At 48.9% G+C, this 17,835-nt stretch carries 13 protein-coding genes; 6 read left to right on the top strand and 7 right to left on the bottom strand.

Annotation, left to right across the window (positions count from 1 at the left end; all coding sequences use genetic code 11):
* Positions 1–44: 44 nt before the first annotated feature.
* The 6 genes from argJ (at position 45) to argH (ending at position 8,326) form a co-directional block, all read left to right on the top strand.
* Entirely contained in the window at positions 45–1,283 is a 1,239-nt protein-coding gene (gene argJ / locus MHI38_RS13025; RefSeq protein WP_253499800.1) for a bifunctional glutamate N-acetyltransferase/amino-acid acetyltransferase ArgJ, read from the top strand.
* 446 nt (positions 1,284–1,729) lie between these two features.
* Entirely contained in the window at positions 1,730–2,557 is an 828-nt protein-coding gene (gene argB, locus MHI38_RS13020; protein ID WP_154959472.1) for an acetylglutamate kinase, read from the top strand.
* A 454-nt stretch (positions 2,558–3,011) separates the two neighbouring features.
* A complete protein-coding gene (locus MHI38_RS13015; RefSeq protein WP_308722739.1) occupies positions 3,012–4,265 on the top strand; it encodes an aspartate aminotransferase family protein in 1,254 nt (417 codons plus the stop codon).
* A gap of 259 nt (positions 4,266–4,524) precedes the next feature.
* Positions 4,525–5,490 (top strand): ornithine carbamoyltransferase, encoded by a 966-nt coding sequence (gene argF, locus MHI38_RS13010; RefSeq protein ID WP_308722740.1) that lies wholly within the window; start codon positions 4,525–4,527, stop codon positions 5,488–5,490.
* A gap of 90 nt (positions 5,491–5,580) precedes the next feature.
* The gene (locus MHI38_RS13005) at positions 5,581–6,816 is read left to right on the top strand and encodes an argininosuccinate synthase (protein ID WP_154891297.1); all 1,236 of its coding nucleotides are present in this window, start codon (positions 5,581–5,583) and stop codon (positions 6,814–6,816) included.
* Positions 6,817–6,922: 106 nt separating this feature from the next.
* Positions 6,923–8,326 (top strand): argininosuccinate lyase, encoded by a 1,404-nt coding sequence (gene argH / locus MHI38_RS13000; protein WP_110895522.1) that lies wholly within the window; start codon positions 6,923–6,925, stop codon positions 8,324–8,326.
* Between the two features lie 107 nt (positions 8,327–8,433).
* Here the strand turns inward: argH and MHI38_RS12995 are convergent, their stop codons facing one another.
* The 7 genes from MHI38_RS12995 to allC all read right to left on the bottom strand — a co-directional run bounded on the left by MHI38_RS12995 (position 8,434) and on the right by allC (position 17,783).
* The gene (locus MHI38_RS12995) at positions 8,434–9,789 is read right to left on the bottom strand and encodes an allantoinase (RefSeq protein WP_154891296.1); all 1,356 of its coding nucleotides are present in this window, start codon (positions 9,787–9,789) and stop codon (positions 8,434–8,436) included.
* Positions 9,790–9,854: 65 nt separating this feature from the next.
* Entirely contained in the window at positions 9,855–11,249 is a 1,395-nt protein-coding gene (locus tag MHI38_RS12990) for a cytosine permease (RefSeq protein WP_154891295.1), read from the bottom strand.
* Between the two features lie 309 nt (positions 11,250–11,558).
* Positions 11,559–12,431: a fumarylacetoacetate hydrolase family protein gene (locus MHI38_RS12985; RefSeq protein WP_154891294.1), complete on the bottom strand. Its 873-nt coding sequence runs from the start codon at positions 12,429–12,431 to the stop codon at positions 11,559–11,561.
* On the bottom strand, positions 12,428–13,693 hold the full coding sequence (locus MHI38_RS12980) for an amidase (RefSeq protein ID WP_445667231.1): 1,266 nt from the start codon (positions 13,691–13,693) through the stop codon (positions 12,428–12,430). Before MHI38_RS12980 ends, MHI38_RS12985 begins: the two co-directional genes overlap by 4 nt.
* A 42-nt stretch (positions 13,694–13,735) precedes the next feature.
* Positions 13,736–15,073: a uracil/xanthine transporter gene (locus MHI38_RS12975; RefSeq protein ID WP_154891293.1), complete on the bottom strand. Its 1,338-nt coding sequence runs from the start codon at positions 15,071–15,073 to the stop codon at positions 13,736–13,738.
* A 203-nt stretch (positions 15,074–15,276) separates the two neighbouring features.
* Positions 15,277–16,506 (bottom strand): aminotransferase class V-fold PLP-dependent enzyme, encoded by a 1,230-nt coding sequence (locus tag MHI38_RS12970; RefSeq protein ID WP_154891292.1) that lies wholly within the window; start codon positions 16,504–16,506, stop codon positions 15,277–15,279.
* 32 nt (positions 16,507–16,538) lie between these two features.
* Complete coding sequence (allC, locus tag MHI38_RS12965; protein ID WP_154891345.1) at positions 16,539–17,783, bottom strand: allantoate deiminase; 1,245 nt, start codon at positions 17,781–17,783, stop codon at positions 16,539–16,541.
* Positions 17,784–17,835: the final 52 nt, after the last annotated feature.

Here is a 17,835-nt window from a genome sequence, read left to right as displayed (position 1 = left end):
GGCGGTTGATCAGCATATGGCTGAACGCATACGGGGGATATGATATGGGAACAAAAGTGGAGCATCAAGCTTTTACCGTAGTTGAAAATGGAACGATTGTTACGCCAGGCGGATTCTCGGCAGGAGGACTGCACTGTGGTCTGAAAAAAACATCACGCAACGACATCGGAGCGATTCGATGTGATATCCCTGCGACAGCTGCAGCGGTTTACACGACGAACGTGTTTCAGGCTGCTCCGCTCAAAGTCACCCGGGAAAGTCTGAGCAACGGACGGTTGCAAGCAGTGATTGTAAACAGCGGTAATGCCAATGCATGTACAGGGCAGCAGGGTGAAGAGGATGCGTATGCGATGCGTGCGGCAGCGGCTCGTGAACTGGGCGTGGCTGAAGAGGACGTGGCTGTGGCTTCTACGGGGGTCATCGGTGAATTGCTGAAAATGGATGCGGTGCATTCGGGCATCAAGGCGCTTCCGGAACAGCTCGGTAAGGAAACGAACGAAGCAGAACAATTTTCACAAGCGATTCTGACTACCGATCTGGTGAAAAAGGAAGCTTGCGTCTCCGTCGTAGTTGGCGGCAAGACGGTAACAATTGCGGGAGCGGCCAAAGGCTCGGGGATGATCCATCCGAATATGGCCACGATGCTGGCATTTATGACCTCGGACGCGGTCATCGGCGCAGAAGCGTTGCAGCGCCTGCTGCGCCAGGCGACCAACCATACATTCAACATGATTACCGTAGACGGTGATACGAGCACGAACGATATGCTCGTAGCGATGTCCAGCGGTTATGCAGGTAATGAAGAGCTGACGATGGATCACCCGGATTGGGAGGCATTTGCTGCCGGGTTCACATATGTATGCCAAGTGCTTGCCAAAGCGATTGCACGTGATGGTGAAGGAGCAACCAAGCTGGTGGAAGTTGAAGTGACGGGTGCGGTTAGCGACGAATCAGCACAAGCCATTGCCAAAACCGTAATCGGTTCAAGTTTGGTGAAATCCGCGATGTTTGGTGCTGACGCAAACTGGGGCCGAATTATTGCTGCTGTAGGCCGTGCAGGCCAACCCGTAAACCCGGATACGGTAGATATCCGTCTCGGAGACATTTCTGTGCTCGCTCAGTCTCGTCCTGTTGTGTTTGATGAAGAAGCGGCGCTGGAATACTTGCAGACCGATACAGTGCGTATTGTAGTGGACCTGCATCACGGTGAAGGCAACGCTGTAGCGTGGGGATGCGACCTGACGTATGACTATGTGCGGATTAACGCCGCGTATCGTACGTAAGTAGATGATATATCATGGGTATGAATTGTCTTATTCCTGATCGGACTCATTTCAAATGGATAAGATATCGAGATCGTCTTAAAATTAGGTTCACCAGAAAGTTTACTAAAGTATCTGAACGTTATTAAAGGTACTGAACTTGCAGCTTCATCTCTTAGAAAGCTGCGTACCATCATAGATGTAAAAATGTTTATAAGGATTAAACTTTTAAATATAAAAAATAAACGAATATAGTGGAAGAGGCGGAATCGATTCTGTAGAAGCGTAGCGTTCGCATTTGTCTCCGGGTTTTCCCTTTGGAAAAGGGGAATCAGAAAAACCTGGAGACAACGGCGATCGAAAGAACGATCCGAATCTGGAACGGCTAGCGTTTATCTATATCTTTTATATAGGTGTTAATCCTTTATAACCCCATAAGAAAGGAGTCTTGCCCCGTGAATTCAACCATGCCAAACGGCAGTACTGCAACGGAAGCAGGTACGGAAAAACAAATGTTTGTGATGAAATGTGGAGGCAGTACGCTGGCTGCATTGCCAGAGTCTTTCTTTGCAGATCTGCGTGATTTGCAGTCCTCGGGAAACGGCCCGGTCATCGTTCATGGCGGCGGCCCGGCGATCTCCGATAATCTGGCGAAGCTTGGGATTGAAACCGAATTTGTGAATGGCTTGCGCAAGACTACCGAACCTGTATTGGACGTTGTCGAGATGGTGCTGGCAGGTAGCATTAACAAACAGATCGTCCGTCTGATCCAGCGTGTAGGCGGTCAGGCTTTGGGTGTATCTGGTGTCGATGGCGGTCTCATTCAAGCGAAACCGGTAGCAAACCATGCCGAAATCGGCTGGGTTGGTGATGTAACAAGCGTCAAAGCAGAGATTATCCAGGGGATCGTAAACATGGGCTATATGCCCGTTATTGCACCCGTAGGTGTGGATGCGAGCGGACAGCGCTACAACATTAATGCCGATACGGCTGCTGGAGCGGTAGCGTCTCATCTAGGCGTAAGTCGAATGATCGTCGTGACAGACGTACCAGGCATTATGAAGACGATTGGTGGCGAGAAAAAAGTACTGCCATCCGTATCCGTTCAAGAGATCGAGGATATGATTCAAACCGGCGAAATCTACGGCGGCATGATTCCGAAGGTACGCGCAGCAATTGCCTGCATTCACGGCGAGGTACGCGAAGTTATTATCGTGGATGGTAGCGAACCGCAGATCCTGAGCCGCGTGCTTGGCGGAGAGACGATCGGTACACGAATTATCCGAATGCAGTAGATGTAATACGAAATTCAGACTTTAGGCTTTTATATATATAAAAAAGAATTTGTACACGACTTTTGTGAATCTGCTCATAACACAATAACGAAGATGACAGAAAAAACTGAAGAAGCGAAGCGTTCGCATGCATCGTGGATTTTTACTTTTTATCATTCTGGAACTATTTGTTTACATAAAAACGGAGAGGACAGAAAAAAACTGAAAAAGCGGAGCGGTCGCCTTTATCACCGGATTTTCCCTTTAGGAAAGGGAATCCAAAAAATCTGGGGATAACAGCGATTGAAAGGTTATTCTGTCATCGGAGTGGCTAGTGTAAACTGCCTTTAGTTCAATAAATATGATCGAAAAATCCATGGGTATATGCGATCAAAGGTTTTTTTCATCGAAGTGGCCAGTGTTATGTCTTGGATTCACCTTATACGTGTACGAATCGACAAGGAGTGATATGGTCATGGCAAAAGGCAACGAACAGCCAGGTTCTGGCACAGCCGTAGCAGGAGTAGCAGCAACAGGTGCAACGATACCGACGGAAAGCTCACTTTTTCAAACGTATGCACGGTATCCAATTAGCTTGGTCAAAGGTAAAGGCAGTTGGTTATGGGACGATCAGGGGAACCGCTATCTCGATTTCATGTGCGGACTTGCTGTGACGAGCCTGGGCCATGCACCGGAGAAAGTCGGAGCGAAGTTGAAAGCTCAGATCGATGAGCTGTGGCACGTATCTAACTTGTTCCAGATTCCAGGACAGGAAAAGGCAGCAGCCTTGCTGACAGCCAACACCTGCGCTGACGCGGTCTTTTTCTGCAACAGCGGCGCTGAAGCGAACGAAGCGGCGATCAAAGTGGCACGTCGTTATCAGCAGAAGGTGAAGGGCGAAGATCGGTACGAAGTGATTACCTTTGCCCAATCGTTCCATGGACGGACATTGGCAACACTGACGGCAACCGGTCAGGATAAGGTGAAAGAAGGATTTTTGCCACTGCCAGCTGGATTTGTAACGGTACCATTGCATGATATTCCTGCGCTCGAAGCGGCGATTGGACCAAAGACCGCAGCGATTATGCTGGAGATGGTTCAGGCAGAGGGCGGGGTGTATCCGGCGGAGCCGGAATTTGTGAAGCATGTGCGTAAACTGTGTGACGAGCACGGATTGCTCATGATCGTGGACGAAGTGCAGACAGGTATGGGACGTACAGGCAAGTTGTTTGCTCACGAGCATTATGGTGTTGAACCAGACGTGTTCACCGTTGCAAAGGGCATTGGTAGTGGATTCCCTGTTGGCGCAATGTTGGGTAAAGGGTTTCTGCGTGATGCATTTACACCGGGTAGCCATGCAACGACATTTGGTGGCACACCACTTGCATCCTCCGTTGTTATTGCGACCATTGAAACCATGCTGGAAGATTGTTTGCCGGAGCGTGCAGCCGAGATGGGCGACTATCTGATGACGTCCTTGCGCAATCGTCTGGCGGGCAACTCGTTCGTGAAAGAAGTGCGCGGTATGGGCTTGCTGGTCGGTATTGAGTGTGCAGAGCCGATCGGTGATATCGTATTGGCAGGACAGAAACGTGGTATCTTGTTTGTCTCAGCTGGACCGAATGTTATTCGCTTGCTTCCTAACCTGTATGTAAGTAAAGAAGAGATTGACGAAGCTGTATCCTTGGTAGCGACATTGATTGAGGAGCATGTAGCGGCGAAAGCTTAATCTCTTGATGATAAAATAAAGTACTGAACCGGGGCCATCACGGCCCCCGGCGCAGATTAAAGCGAAAGAATCCCTGTAGCCGCATGGTGCTCAAGCGCAGAAGTAGCAGAGGGTGACGATCCATCCGCGGTATAGATTGAATGGGAATTTGCTCTACCTAAGCTGATATGGAGAGTGTTAAGCCGAGCCAAGTCAGCCAAGGACTGTAGAACTTCTGCCCGTGCGGGTGCAGGGAACCGGAAATGAGGAGGAACCAATAATGGCAGTACAGCACACAGACAAGGTCCAGAAAATTGATTTGAGAGGCCGGGATTTCATTGAATTCACGGACTATACAGCAGAAGAAATTCGTTACCTGCTTGATCTCGCGATTGAGATTAAAGGCAAGCAAAAAAGCGGTGTACCGTTCCAGCCCCTGAAGGGCAAAACGATCGGACTTATTTTTGAAAAATCATCGACACGTACGCGTGTATCCTTTGAAGTGGGTATGTTTCAGTTGGGTGGACATGCGCTTTTCCTGAGCAAAAACGACATTCAGCTGGGACGCGGCGAAACGACGCATGATACGGCTAAGGTACTGTCTCGTTATCTTGACGGCATCATGATCCGTACGTTTGGACACCATAATGTGATTGAACTGGCAGAACATGCCGATGTTCCGGTGATTAACGGCCTGAGCGATGCAGCGCATCCATGTCAGGTACTGGCGGATTTTCAAACGGTGCTGGAGCATAAAGGCAAACTGGCGGGTCTGAAAATGGCTTATGTCGGCGATGGCAACAACATGGCACACTCTCTGATGCTGGGTGCGGCAAAAATGGGGATGCACGTGGCAGTAGCCACACCGGAAGGATATGAGCCGGACAGCACGGTGGTCGAGCAAGCTCGTGCGATTGCACAGGAGAGTGGCTCCGAAGTAGTCGTAACCTACAGTGTGCAGGAAGCCGTGAAAGATGCCGATATTGTGTATACGGATGTATGGGCGAGCATGGGCTTTGAAGAAGAGCAAAAGATTCGTGAGCAGGCATTTGCCGCGTATCAGGTCGATGAGGAATTGATGAAAGGTGCCAAGCCGGACTACATGTTCCTGCACTGCTTGCCAGCACACCGCGGTGAAGAAGTGAGCGCAGGTGTCATTGACGGCCCGAACTCGCTGATCTTTGATCAGGCAGAAAACCGTCTGCATGCACAAAAAGCACTGATGGCCGCTTTGATGAGCGAATAGTCGCGATTTGCGGCAATGGGTTGATTTTACACGCCAATTTGGCGATGATAGATAGAATATTGTAATTGATCTTGGGGAGGACCATATCACATGGCTAAGGAAAAAATCGTACTCGCCTATTCCGGCGGACTAGACACATCTGTAATTTTGAAATGGTTGAAAGAAACGTATGATGCAGAGATTATCGCGTTTACCGCGGATATCGGTCAGAAGGATGAACTCGACGGACTCGAAGAAAAAGCACTCGCTACGGGCGCTTCCAAAGTATACATCGATGATCTGCGCGACGAATTCGCGAAAGATTTCATCTATCCCATGTTCCAAGCAGGTGCCCTCTATGAAGGTCAATACTTGCTCGGTACAAGTATCGCGCGTCCGCTTATCGCTAAACGTATGGTGGACATCGCTCGTGCAGAAGGTGCTACAGCGATCGCTCACGGCGCTACGGGTAAAGGAAATGATCAGGTTCGTTTTGAGCTGAACGCAGCTGCACTGACACCGGACATTCAAGTGATCGCGCCTTGGCGTCTGGAAGAGTTCCGCAATCAGTTCCCGGGACGTGCAGAAATGATCGCTTACGCTGAAAAACATGGCATTCCGGTTACCGCTTCTGCGGCGAAACCTTACTCCACAGACCGCAATCTGCTACATATCAGCTATGAGAGCGGTGTGCTTGAAGATCCTTGGTTCGATCCAAGTGCGGACGAAAACAAAGATATGTTCCTGCTGAGCAGCGCACCTGAGGATTCACCGGACCAACCGGAGTACCTCGAACTGGAGTTTGAACAAGGTGACTGTGTTGCCCTGAACGGCGAGCGTCTGAGCCCGCTGCAAGTGATGGAGCAACTGAATGAACTGGGCGGCAAACACGGTATCGGCCGTGTAGACATGGTAGAGAACCGTTTTGTCGGCATGAAGAGCCGTGGCGTATACGAAACACCGGGTGGAACGATCCTGTTCACGGCACATCGCAAAATGGAATCCATTACGATGGATCGTGAAGTGATGAACCTGCGTGATAGCTTGATTACTCGTTACAGCACACTTGTGTACAACGGTTTCTGGTTTGCACCGGAACGTCTGGCACTGCAAGCTCTGGTAACGGAAAGCCAGAAGAACGTAACCGGTACGGTTCGTGTGAAACTGTACAAAGGAAATGTTATTGGCGCAGGTGTGAAAAGTCCTGTCAGCCTGTACAATCCGGACATTGCTACCATGGAAGCTGATCCATCTGAAGCTTATGATCAAGGCGATGCAACAGGCTTTATCCGCCTGAACGCACTGCGTTTGAAAGTACATTCCGGTGTGGAACAAAACAAAAAATAATTCACGGCGTGTGTATCACGCTACATCATAATTACTGACAAGGCGGGCCGTTCTTGCACATTCTGGCAGGGACGGCTTTGTCCATGAGCGAAAGGGGATACTCACTGTGAGCAAGCTGTGGGGAGGACGTTTTACGAAGCAAACCAACCATCTGGTTGAAGAATATACCGCATCCATTAATTTTGACAAAGCATTGGCGGAAGAAGATATTCAAGGCAGTTTGGCCCATGTGACGATGCTGGGCAAATGCGGTATTTTGCCGGCAGAAGATGTGGAAACGATCAAAGAAGGCCTGATTACCGTTTTGCATAAAATCCGTGCAGGTGAAGTGGAATTCTCCGTATCAGATGAAGACATCCACATGAATATTGAGAAAAATCTGATTGAAACGATCGGTCCTGTTGGCGGTAAACTGCATACAGGTCGTAGCCGGAATGACCAGGTGGCAACCGATATGCACTTGTATCTGCGTGAACGTGTCGTTGGTTTTGTTGGCATGCTGCATGCTTTGCAGGAAGCGCTGATCGGACAGGCTAAAGATAATCTGGATACGATTGTGCCGGGTTATACCCATTTACAACGTGCTCAGCCGATTTTGTTTGCACACCACTTGATGGCCTATGTATCGATGTTCCAGCGTGATGCGGAGCGTCTGATGGATAGTTACAAACGGATTAATGTACTGCCACTTGGTGCAGGGGCACTTGCGGGCACAACGTTCCCGATTGATCGTCATTTTGTAGCAGAACAGCTTGGCTTTGATGGAGTATATGAGAATAGTCTGGATGCGGTAAGTGACCGTGACTTCATCGTGGAGTTCCTAGCCGCCGCTTCCCTGATCATGACTCACTTGTCCCGTTTGAGTGAAGAGTTGGTGCTGTGGAGTAGCACGGAGTTTGGTTTTGTAGAGCTGGATGATGCGTTCTGCACAGGCAGCAGCATTATGCCGCAGAAGAAGAACCCGGATGTACCTGAGCTTGTTCGTGGGAAAACAGGACGTGTATACGGTAATCTGATCGGATTGCTGACCGTGCTGAAATCTCTTCCGCTGGCTTACAACAAGGATATGCAGGAAGACAAAGAAGGTATGTTTGATACGGTAGCAACGCTTGAAGGGGCGCTTCAGTTATTTGCTCCAATGATTGCTACGATGAAAGTAAACAAGGATCGTATGCGTCAAGCGGTAAACCAGGACTTCTCCAATGCAACGGATATTGCGGATTTCCTCGTCGGTGAGGGTCTGCCTTTCCGTCAAGCGCATGAGGTGATTGGTAAAACCGTATTGTACTGCATCCAGAATGGCAAATATTTGCTTGATCTGACGATTGATGAATTCAAACAATTTTCACCGCTGTTCGATGATCGGATCTATGCTGTGTTACAGCCTGAAGCAGTAGTTAACGCTCGTAATGTTTACGGTGGAACAGCGTCGGGTCAAGTGGCAGAGGCTATTGCTCGCAGTGAGAAGGTGCTCGGAGCAACCGAGCAGTGGATTGAAAATCGGGGTTAAGGCATAGGCTACAATCCAAGGTTAGGACTCAAAAAGATTAAAAAAGAAGCATGTTCGAGAGACGAATCTCTGACATGCTTCTTTTGTGTGTTTTCTATTGCTTTAAATTAAGGCTTCAGCCAGCTACCTTCGTTTACAGAAGGTAGCACCTTGCCATCCTGCACAACGATATGTCCGCGGACGATTGTACCTGCCAGACTCGACGGGAAAGTATGCCCAATATAGAGGCTCTGTTTATGCTTGGCGTAATAATTCTCTTCCGTCACGGTAAATGCTTCATTCAGATTTACGATGGCAAGGTCTGCATCCATTCCGATGGCGATACTGCCCTTACGACCTGCAAGTTCAAAACGTGTTGCCGGATTCGAAGCTGTCCAAGCAGCGACGTGCTCTAATGGAATGTTGTGGGCTAATGCAAGTTCCAGAGCAGAAAGTAGTGTGAACTGTCCGCCACTGATTCCGCCCCATGCCTGAAAGAGATTATAATCTTTCGGATCTTTCATCTCGTAAGGGCATGGTGAATGATCGGAAGATAGCATATCGAATTTACCTTCTGCCAGGAGGGAGATCAATCGCTGTTGTTCATCCGCCTCACGCAGGGGAGGGGCACATTTGGCGATAGTCCCTTTTTCACGCAGGCTATCGTGGTTGAAGAGCAGGTAATGTGCGCAAGTTTCTACCGTGACATTCATACCACGGGCTTTTGCCGCCTCAATTTTAGCCACGGCTGCTGCGGAACTGATATGAACAAAATGCAGGGCGCAGCCTGTAATTTCGGAGTAGTAGAGTGCGCGTTCAACCGCTTCGACTTCCGCGAGGATGGGCCTTGTCTCCAGATAATCATCGGCGCTGACGAGTCCTGCCGCTTCCTTTTCAGCTTTCAGCCAGTTCGTTATTGCCGCGCTTTCCGAGTGCAGAGCCAGAATTTTGCCGAGAGCTGCAATCTTTTTCATGCCCGTCAGCAGTGTCATGTCGTCTACCGCTTCGAATTCTTTATTACCGGTGGTCGACAAGAAGGCTTTAAACCCAATGACACCAGATTCGGCTAATGGCTGCAAGTCATCTTCGTTGCCAGGAACGAGTCCGCCCCAGAGGCTGAAATCGACGAGTGATTTTTCATTGCCGATGCGTGCTTTCTCCAGCAGTGCTTCTTCCGTAACTGTCGAGGGGATTCCGTTTAGCGGCATATCGAAAAAGGTCGTGCAGCCACCTGCGGCCATCATCGCTGATCCGGTAGTGAATCCTTCCCAGTGCTCCCTTCCTGGTTCGCTGAAATGCACGTGTACATCAATCATGCCTGGAAGAATATGCTGTCCGGTGGCATTCCACTCATGTGTAGCTTCTCCCTCAAGTGTGGCGGCAATTGCCGCAATCTTACCATCCTTTACGCCCATATCGACTTGTGCGACGCCGTCTGGCAACACCACGCTTCCGCCACGTATGATCAGATCATAATGTTCCATATTCATCCCTCTCTCTTTTTGGTGATGTTTAAATGGGTTGGCTCTGGCAGTTAAGTCAGGCTCATTTATTCGTAGATGGTACCTTTCTTGAATGAGGAACCCTTAAAGGCGAACTTGCTGAGTAGCAGATAGGATAGACCTGCGGTAATGAAGCCGATAATCCAGCCGATGTCAACGAGTAGGAAGGCTGCTCCAGCTCCGATGAGCATAGCTAACAAGGCGCTTGGGTTATACCCTTTGAAGGAGCCGTTATCCAGATATAACTCCGCTGTATCAACCTTTTGTTTTCGCAAGATGTAATATTCGACCAGCATGATCGATACAATGGGCCCCAGGAATGCGGAATAGATTAGAATAAATGTATTCAAACCTTGAGCCGAGGAATCCTGTACGAGTACCCATGGGAACGAACAAAGGGCGAGCAAGCCGGTGATGACAACAGATGCTTTGTATTTAAGCTTGGTAACAAGCGAGATGACGTAAGCGGGTGGTACGATGTTAGCGACCATGTTAACGGCAACTGCACCAATAACGATGAAGGCTGAAACAAATACGGTGATATATGGGTTGTCCACAATAACAGCAAATGCTTTGACTGGATTGGAAATGCCTGTTGCTGCCGCCATCATTGCACCAATGGTCAGAACGAATCCATAAGCGATAACGATCGGGAAGAAGTAGAGCATACTACGCTTTTTGTCACTCATGCCGCTCTTCAGCTCACGAGAATAATCACCTGCACTTAGGAAGATGGCTGCGTAGTTGCCGAGGAATACCATGATGAAAGCAAAGAATGGGAGTCCCCATGTCCCTTTGGCATTCACCCAATTTTCGGTAATAGCTGTGCTGTGGGAGTTAAGTAATAAGGCGAATACATAGACGAGTGCAAGCATGATAACGACGGAAGCGAGAGTTTCAACCCACTTGATTGCGTGAAAGCCATAAAGTGACAGGACAATCTGAACGGCCTGTAGCAAGATAAAACAAACAGGAATACTGTCTAAGCTGCCACCGCTTAATACTTTGACAATTTCATTCAAAGCCGTTGCTCCGACCCAGCTCTGGAAGCCGTACCACACGATGGCGGGCACACCACGTAAAAAGGAGGAGATAATCGATCCTTTGATGCCAAAGGACATTCGCAGTTGAACGACATAAGGGATGCCTGTTCGATAACCAAACCGGTCATTGATCGCAAAGATCACGGAAATGATACCAATGGCAATCATCGCAGCTACAAATGTCTGAAACACATTGAGCGTGGCGACACCAGCAACAATGAGGCTCGCTCCGAGGGTCATGTTACCGAGGTTCACGCCATCCCCGATCCACATGAACATGTAGGGTACTGATCCGATTGTTCTCTCGCTCTCCTGTTTCGGTTTTAAGGAGTCGTCGATGCTGATTTCTTCATGTAGCTGCGTCTGTTTCAGTACTTGTCCTGCCAAATTCGTTGACATATCTGCCCCACTCCTCTTTGATATGGGGTGCCGCAAGGCTGGTTGATCTCTGAATTAACGAGTCGTTCCATCCATTCCTGTCTGCACACCACAGATGATATAAAACATGTAAGATAAAATAACTTAATAATGTTATGTATCCTTACTTGTTCTTTGTATCTCTTATTTTATCATCTTGTTTGTACAATTCATTGACAAAAACGTAGATTGTTCTCGTAATTTCTGTTGAATTTGTATGAAAAAATATGACGTGGTATGTGAAGTTAGGATAAAATGGTGTAAAAAACGCATTTTTGTGTTCAAAACATCTTACAATGTTCGGTTTTCGCTCTCTACCCTATTATCTAGTTTCCGAAGCCCATCAATCTGACAGCTAACCACATCGCCTGGTTGAATGGTGACTGATCCCGGGGTGCCTGTTAAGATGACATCTCCCGGATGAAGTGTCATCACGTTCGACAGAAAAGAAATCAGGTACGCAGGAGAAAAGATCATATGATTAACGGTATTGCTGTGGGCAACATGATCATTGTGAACCGTTTGAATCTCAAGTTCATTCAAATTTTCGTATTCTTCAGGCGTTGAGAGAGAAGAGCCAAAGCTTAGGAATGTGTCAAAACTTTTGGCACGCTGCATAAACCGGGGGTTGCGGGCATGAATATCCTTGGCAGTCATATCAAGTGAGGTCGTGTAACCTGCTATAACGTCCATTGCCTGCTCTTCACCAATGCCTTTGCATGTTTGTCCGATGACAATCGCGAGTTCTGCCTCAGCAGTGATCTGTCCCGCTCCAAACGGTAAACGAATCGTTTCCCCGGAGCCAATCAGGGATGAATCAGGTTTGAGAAAAATAACGGGTTCATCCTCGGGTGGATGTCCAGATAGTTCGATGGCTTTGTCCCAATAGTTCATGCCGACACCGATGATTTTCCCTGGACGTCGATACAGCGCACGATAGGGCGCGTCATTGACTGGCAGAGAAGACAGTGAGGCAAGCTGCTTGTGTTCATTGCGGTACCAGTTACGTAGTGCGTTGAATTGATTATTTTGCAGCAAAGTAAACAGATCTGTATCCCAGCTCGTGCCGAATTGCTCGTTCAGCCAAGCCAGTGGAGTAATGCCTCGATCCGTCCAAAAAGCAACTTGTTCTCGCCCCTCATCTTCAATCGTTACAAGTCTCATCGGCACACCTCTTCCGCAAACTGTTTTGCCGTCCAATGTAATAACTTAAGATCTGTCTTCGTACCACCGATAAAAGATAACCCGAGTGGCAGTCCATCAGGACGGAGAACAGGAACTGTAACCTGGGGCAGGCCGGAAAGGCCTGCGATACAGGAGAGCTGCATCGTTTTGGCGCGGTAAGCTTCTGCTTCAGGACCTTTCAATCCCAGCAGGGGAGCCGGGCCCGGTGCGGTCGGGATGGCAAGTAGACCATCTTCTCCTAACAAGTCAATGAGGTTACGCCTTACGCGAGCACGCATTTTCACTTCGGCCTCGCTAGCAGACTTCTCAAGGGAGCAAGCCCACTCAAAACGTTCTGCGATCCCTGGGCCAAACGTCGGACGTTCTTTTGTCAGCCAGTCGCTGTGTTCGTGTGCAATTTCCAGCCCTTGAAGAACACGGAACGCCGCTGACCAGTCTGCCAAGCTCTCGGCAGGTTCGGTTAGGTTAATGGTTTGATAACCTTCCGGCTGCCATCCCTGAATTCCATGTAATGTTGAGAGCAAGATCGAACGATCTTCAGCTTCTGGCAGATTCCATGCTTCTGTCGCTATGAAGAAATGAGTGAACGGCTTCATATCTATTTCAGATGTAATATCTGAACCATTGTCTTTCAGAAGAAGCTTCTCTTTCAGTAGCACGTTGCCTACGTTACGTACAATAGTGATATCCTGGCTCATCCAGCCGACTGTATCAAAGCTCTGTGCAAGAGGAATGACCCCTTCTGTCGATACTGCTCCATGCGTTGGGCGAAAGCCGTACAGACCACAGTACGAAGATGGAATACGTACAGAACCGCCGGTATCTGTTCCGACGGCGAAATCGGCGAGTCCCGCTGCTGCTGCCACGGCGGACCCACTCGAGGAACCACCTGGAATCCGATCCGAAGCGAGGGGATTGGTTGGTGTGCCATAGTGAGCATTTTCCCCATTCAGGCTGTACATCAATTCATCTGTCTGTGTTGTGCCTTCGAGAATTGCGCCATTCTCCAGCAGGGTAAGCAATGCAGGAGCAGTAGAGGTTGCAGAATCATGTGTGCGAAGCCAATCTGGATTGCCTGCTCCGCTTGTTTCTCCCTGAATATTGAAAACATCTTTGACTGCAAAGGTTAGTCCACTTAGTGAGCCAGCATGGGTAGCTGGGAGTCTGATTTCTGCATTAACGTATGCCCCCCAGTGATTAGGCTGGAGCGCATCGGTTGTTTTTTTTGGACCCGTTTTCATTGCGGATGTTTCTGTCTGTTCCTGATTTGAATGATTCATTAGTTATTCCCCTTTCGTTCTTATACTAGGGCTTAGTGCACTCAGGGAGGAGCGGGAGTGGACTTGGTTCAATAACAAAGCCAGTAAAATACCTACCAAAAGCCCGTTTCCGAGCAGTGGACGTAGCAATGGGGGTAATGTTGTAAAAATTTCCGACGGTAATCCCATAACGATAATACCTATGAATAATGGCGCAGCCGTCCGGTAGAGGTTTGCCGCATCCATATGAAGCTGTCCGAAATACTGGAGTGAAGAACCTAACAGGCGAAGGTATGTCACGAATAGTATAGCGCTTCCGATACTGAGCGGAAGTTGTGTCAGTAAACCGGTGACGGCTGGAATCAGGCCGATGGCTGCAAACATCAGACCCCCAATAACAAACGGAAGTCTTTCTCGCATACGGGTTTGTTGGAGAAAGCCTACAGAACTAACATATGGAGCGTATGGAACGAGTCCGAGTACACCTGATATCACTGCAAGGATGCCACTGATTGTAAAAGAACGTTTATACTGGCTGCTGGCCGCTTCGTGCTCATAGATAGCGTCCGTACCTTTCAGGGCACCAAATGTGTTTGAAGTGTTGATTAAACCTCCAATCACGGCGATCGCGATTACGCCAGTGTTCAATCCACCCGCAGGTTCCCCAAGCGGGAACCAGACTGCATCGAGTGTTCCTGAATTGGATGTTCCCCCAGAGCTGCCGAAGATAAATACATGTAATGCCCAGCCGCCCAAAATACCAATCAGCAAAGCATACTGCGCTATGGCTGGCCGTGCTTTTATGGATAAGACAGCAACCAAAACAGCCACTGCTGCGGCTAGTAGGAAGACGGCAGGTTGGATTACGTTCGCCTTGTCGGAAGAACCTGATGAGATACCAAGCATACCTTCGAGAAAAATGATATTCAGTCGGCAACCAAGTAAGAACATAAATACAGCCATGACTCCTGGCGTAAATAATTTCGATAAAGGCGTAGCTAAACCGCATAAGCCAATCAGGATTGTGATCACACCCGAGATCAAAATGCCGACGGCGAGACTACCCCCGAGTTCCGTCAAGGATATACCAAGGGAGGGGGCGGATGCGCTAAGGCTCAGGATGACACCCCACCATAACCCCGACTGTCCTTCCATGACGGATCTTTGATGTCCAAGCCATGCTTGTACAGCACATGCGATTCCGGTGAGGATGAATGAACACTGGATCAGAAATTGAATTCGTTCCTGTGGCAATGCAAATGCCGTCCCAACTGTAATAGGTATAACTACTGTATTGGTAAATAAGAAAAACAGCCATTGCAGCCCGCCCAGACCTGAGCGGAGCCAGTTGATTTTAAGCATGTGTCACCTTCCGTGTGGATCTTCGTTGAAAATGTTTCCCGTGCACATAGGTAATCCATGATGCAGTTGATGTATTTTAACGAAGTCTGAATTGTACAAAAGGATTCCGGCAGTTCCCGGAATCCTTTCAATATTAATAAATAGCCTTGATTCTAATTGACCAATAACAGTGCTCCTATGCGATGTTTAAATCCCTCGGCGCTTTATTCTGCTTGCTCGTAAACGTCAAGGGCCTCTTGCACCCCGCGTCCGATCACAATCGGAGCTTTATGCCGGATTAACACAGCTTCCAGTGCGGATAGGACGAATAGTACGTTTTCTTTCCGACAACTGTAACCCATGGTGCCGATTCTCCAGATCTGCCCATGCAACGGTCCGAATGAGCTAGCAATTTCAATACCAAACTGGGTCAGAAGTGTAGTTCGTACAGACTCGCCATCTATCCCTGTAGGAATTTTTACACAGGTGACGACTGGAAGCTTCCATGCTTTATCGTTGAACAGCTCCAGACCCATGCCGCGGATACCTGCCATCAGTGCTTTTTCATGTAATCGATGACGTTCGAAGCGTGTTTCAAGCCCTTCTTCCAGCAGAATGCGCAAGCCTTCACGCAGTGCGTACAGCATGGATGTTGCCTCTGTATGATGATTCAGCCGTCGTGGCCCCCAGTAATCTTGCAACTGGCTCAGATCAAAGTAATTACTGCGGATTGGATGTGCGACATCCCGGCGATCACTCTCAAGTGCAACACCACGTTCTACCTTTTTCCGACTTGCCAGAATGCGTTCTACCCGCTCATTGTAAGTTACAGGAGCCATGCCAGAAGGAACGGATATGCACTTTTGGGTGCCGCCAATCACGGCATCGAGTTGCCATTCATCTACTTTGACGGGGGTGCCGCCAATGGAAGCAACAGCATCAACGACCGTTAATACGCCAAGTTCTCGGCAAGCTGGACCGATCTGGTCCAGTGGCTGCATGCAACCTGTTGAAGTCTCTCCATGTACGATGGCTAAAATTTTCGGCTGAACTCGTTTTACCTCATCGATTACTGCTTGTTGGTCGAATACTTCTCCCCATGGGCATTCCATGAGATGGAGTTCTGCGCCGTGACGTTCGGCAATTTCAGTCAGCAGATGTCCGAAGCGTCCGAAGATAGGAACAAGCACTTTGTCCCCTGGCTCGATCAGGCTGCACAGCACGGCTTCCAGACCGGAACGTGAAGTGCCATCAACCGGAAAGGCCCAATGGTTCGTCGTTTGGAATGTCTGCCGCAACATGTCCATCGTTTCGTTCATCATTCGGGTGAATTCCGGATCGAATTGGCCCAGAATGGGTGTTGCCATGGCTCTTAAAACTCTCGGGTCAACCTCGACTGGTCCTGGGGTCATAATGGTTCTCAAAGGTGCATGAATTTCCCGGTACTGTGTCATCTCGTCATCGCCTCCTGGTTCTAGTTGTTCATTCAATATGCCAGCTTATATAACAGGTCGATTAACAGGCGAACTCCGCGCTGCAAATCTTCCGTATGGGTGAATTCAGCAGGGGAGTGGCTAATGCCGCCCTGGCTTGGAACGAATAATAATCCTGTTGCACAATACGTGCCGAAAATCTGTGAGTCATGTCCTGCGCCACTTGTCATTCTTTTGTATGAAATACCTTCGCTTTTTAAAATGTCCTCAGCCGTTTGGTTTAACGTGCAATCCATCGCAACGGGAGGTTCATCCATCCACTTATGGCAAGCGACCGTTGTTCCATGTTCAGAGGCGACGGTCTCGAAGTCACTGAAGCATGCCTCGCAAAATTGCTCAATGATCTTGGCATCACTGTGACGAACATCCAGGCTAAAGGTGACCTCGCGTGCAATGACATTACCTACATTCGGTTTAACTTCCATGCGTCCAACGGTGGCGACAAGTCCAGACTCATGGGCTTTGGCCCGATGCATCAATATTCGGATCAACTCGGCTGAAGTAAACATCGCATCACGACGCCACTGCATAGGTGTTGTCCCGGCATGGTTGCTCTCACCGTATACCGTAATGTTATAACGGCGTTGCCCCACGATGTGACTGACGATGCCGATTGATTTCTCTTCGCGTTCAAGCACCTGGCCTTGTTCGATGTGCAGTTCAATAAAACATTCCAGGTCTTTGCGTGTTGGCTGCGCATGAAGTCCGAGTCCGAATCCTGCCTCGTGCATGGCCTGTTCGAAGGGGATTCCGTTTACATCGTTGATGTGGTGGATGGCCTCGCGCTCTTTTACTCCCGTTATGTTGCCTGAGCCCCAATAAGTCATTGGGAAACGACTGCCTTCTTCTTCACACAACGATACCACTTCAATAGTTTTGAGTGGCTGACCATAATGTGTGAGCAAATGTTCCACAGCAATGAGTGCTGCAATGATCCCATAGGCTCCGTCATATTTGCCACCGCCGATCACGGTGTCGACATGAGACCCGGTTAACACTACGTTTGCTTCAGGATCACGTCCAGAGAGCCGACCAAACAAATTGCCGACATCGTCATAGCGTGCGGATAAACCAAGTTGTTCTATTTTAGCTTGAATCGCCTTCTGAGCTGCGCTCCAAGCCGGGTCATAGAGCAAACGGGTTACACCGCCGCTGTTGTCTTTTCCGTACGAAGCCAGCCATTCGACCATCTCTTCGATCTGCTTAGACAAGGCAGATGGTTTTGGTTGTTCAATCATCAAGTGCAGTATCCCCCATTCCGGCAACGCTAGCTTTCCGACCGATGTTAGA

It is taken from the genome of Paenibacillus sp. FSL K6-1558 (genome assembly GCF_038002565.1).
Classification (GTDB): domain Bacteria; phylum Bacillota; class Bacilli; order Paenibacillales; family Paenibacillaceae; genus Paenibacillus; species Paenibacillus polysaccharolyticus.
Note: the sequence above shows the minus strand (reverse complement) of the source record. Positions and strands in the feature narration are given on the sequence as shown.